Genomic DNA, 3,106 nt, shown 5'->3' with positions numbered 1-3,106 from the left:
TCCTGCTGCACAATTTTATCATCACTTGTGGCGGCATATAAACCTTCGTTAGCTGTGTTAAATTTTTCCAGCCAGCGTGTAGTTGTAGCCGGAATGGTATAAGCTGTGTATTCGTCTTTTAACACGTACGAGCCTTGCTTATCAGGAAACTCATAGCGAAACGATAGCCCATCATTATAAGCCCGAATGATTACATTCAATTTAGCTTTGGTTGCCGTTTGAAAATAAACCGTTACTTCATTTGCTGAGTTGGTAGCAACCGCTTTTTTGCCATGCACCAGGTTATATTTTTCGTTGATAACAACCGGTTTGCCTGCACTCAAAAAGGTAAGGTTGGTAAAATCCTGATCGCTGCGCGATAAACCCAAACTTATTTTAGGTATAATTTCAGAAGGTTTATCTTTCGCGTTATGCGATACTTTTAAACTCCATTCACCAATATTAGTATTTTCCTGATTTATCAAATCGACACTAACCTTTTTATTGGGAGATTGCACCGTAAGTTTTTGCGCAGAAACTATTTGACAGGCAACTGCGATTATTCCTAATACGAAAACGGTAAACTTTTTAACTATCATATACCCTTTAATCCAATTTACCCATTACATTTTTATGGAAACCTTTTTACCTGTGTAAGGAATTTCTTTTACATCTCCACCGGATTTGCCAATTACAGAAATATTGAATTTACGTTGAGCAAGCATACCATCAAAACCGCCTGTACGATCGGCAATAGTTAATGTGTTGCTTTTATCATCCCAATGGAATTTGATCTCGGTGTATTTACCCTTCTCATAATTGTAGTTATCGTTCTCATCCTCATAAAGGGTGAAATCGCCATTGGCGCCGGGATAAACTTTTATTTCCAGGTTATCCCATTTCTTTTCTGTGGTATACTGCACCTTTGGACCTATTGGTAAAATAGAACCGGCTTTAACGTAAATAGGTATAATATCAAGTGGGGTTTGCTTTGTAGTTTTTTGTCCGCCTGCAATTTTTTCGCCTGTCCAGAAATCAAACCAAGCTGTGCCTGCCGGCAAATAGGTTTCCTGCGACTTTACAGTGCCGAAATCCTCTACCATTCCGTCTGCCCCTGCTTTTACATACATAGCCTTGGTAACGGGATTCACTAATATCGATTTGCCAAACATATATTCGTCTGTTGAGTTCCAAACGTTTTTATCGGCGGCAAAATCCATAAACAACGCACGCATCATGCTCGATTGGTGAGCGGTTATATCCCATGAAGCGCTGTATATGTAAGGAAGCAGGCTGTATCTAAGGTTAACAAACTTGGCGGCAGCATCGTACACCTTGTCGCCCGCCTTACCAAACTGGTATATCTCTCTTGGCGCATCAGCACCATGCGAGCGCATCAGCGGCGTAAAGGCACCAAATTCCATCCATCGGGCGTATAATTCACGGTATTCAGGATCGGCCAGTTTTTTCCTGAAATTTGTAAGGAAGAAACCACCTATATCCGCATTCCAGTAAGGAATAGCACTTAATGAGAAGTTAAGGCCGGTAGGTATTTGCTTTTGTAAAGTCGCCCATGAGGAAGTTATATCACCTGACCATGTATTGGCTCCATAGCGCTGCTGCCCTGCAAATGCCGAGCGGGTAAGAATGAATACACGCTTATCAGATTTCACCTCGCGCTGGTGGGTATACACCCCACCTACTGCCATTAAAGGATACGCGTTGCGCACTTTACGGAAAGAACCCATATAAGTTTTTATGTCGAGATCGGTTGCTTTAGCACTCAGGTGATCAGGCTCTGTCGAATCCATCCACCATCCGTCTATACCATAAGGAAGCAGGCCTTTGTTCATGTATTTCCAATAGATGTCACGTGCCTCGGGATTGTAAACATCATAAGGGCGCACGCCAGAAGGATAATCCTGCTTAGGTGGCCATATCTCCGATCCTGATTCGGGCCAGGTATGAAAATCCAATAGCATATTTTTTGCCTTCATCTCCTTATACGGTTTCGTTTCCGGCCCAAAAGACGCCCATATCGATATCATCAGGTGTGCATTCAGTTTATGCACATCGTTCATCATCTTTTGTGGGTTAGGAAAATCGACATTTAAAAACTCCATTGAATTCCATAAATAGTTATTTCCCCAGTACTGCCAATCTTGTACAATACCGTCAAGTGGAACCCCCAATTCGCGGTATTTTTTCACCACATCAATTGTTTCGTCCTGTGTTTTGTAGCGTTCTTTACTTTGCCAGAAACCAAATGTCCATAACGGCATCATAGGTGCTTGCCCGGTAAGATCACGCATTTTGGCAATAACACCATCGGCATTACCACCATACATAAAGTAATAATCTATACCCTCGCCAACGTCAGATTTAAATAGAGTCTCTCCCGGTTTGTCACTAAAAGTAGTTGGCGAATAGTTGTCCCAAAAAAGACCATAACCTTTTACAGATTGTATAAATGGTATTACATCCTCTGTATTGCCTTGGATCATGTTTTTATACTCCTGATTACGCTGGTTTAAATTACCACGCTGATGCTGACCTAAACCATAAATAGGCTCGTCCGCATCCAAAATAAAAGATTGCGAAACTGTATAGGTACTATTACCGGCATCGTTAAATGGCGTAAATGTACCGCTGCTTTGTTTTTCTTTTAACAACGAATTACCACCAGTACCTGCAAAATCAACGCTGCCTGTTTTGAGGTTAAGCATTACATTTAGCTTAGTGCTTTTCAGGTTTAATACGTCGCCCTGTTGTTTTAGGGTGATCGGCGTAGCATCGGGCTTTTTTATTACCGATAAGCTTTCCTTATTAAATATTTTTCCATCAGGTCCTTTAACAACACGAACGATTTCCGGGCTAAAAAATTGAACTTCAACTAATGTTCCGTTTACAGTGGTTTTAGCACCGGTAGCGGTTTTTTGATAGCTCTGTGCAACTGATGTAAGCGGAGCAGCTAAAATAGTTGCTAAAGCTATATAATTTGAAAAACGTTTCATGTAGGTTCTATTTAAAAAGTAATGGTGCAAAATTATACAGGTTGTTACGCCATACCGGCCAGGTATGACCACCACGATACTCACTATATGTATATTTAATTTTCAACTCATCA

General features: G+C 41.0%; 2 protein-coding genes. Both read right to left on the bottom strand.

All coding sequences use genetic code 11. The annotated features are described in order from the left end of the window. On the bottom strand, positions 1-578 hold a 578-nt coding region (locus ABIN91_RS19005; protein WP_348053025.1), incomplete at its 3' end, for a glycoside hydrolase family 97 N-terminal domain-containing protein. Positions 579-602: 24 nt separating this feature from the next. Next, positions 603-2,993: a glycoside hydrolase family 31 protein gene (locus ABIN91_RS19000; RefSeq protein ID WP_348053024.1), complete on the bottom strand. Its 2,391-nt coding sequence runs from the start codon at positions 2,991-2,993 to the stop codon at positions 603-605. Positions 2,994-3,106: the final 113 nt, after the last annotated feature.

This window comes from Mucilaginibacter sp. (assembly GCF_039921305.1).
Lineage (GTDB): Bacteria > Bacteroidota > Bacteroidia > Sphingobacteriales > Sphingobacteriaceae > Mucilaginibacter.
Note: the sequence above shows the minus strand (reverse complement) of the source record. Positions and strands in the feature narration are given on the sequence as shown.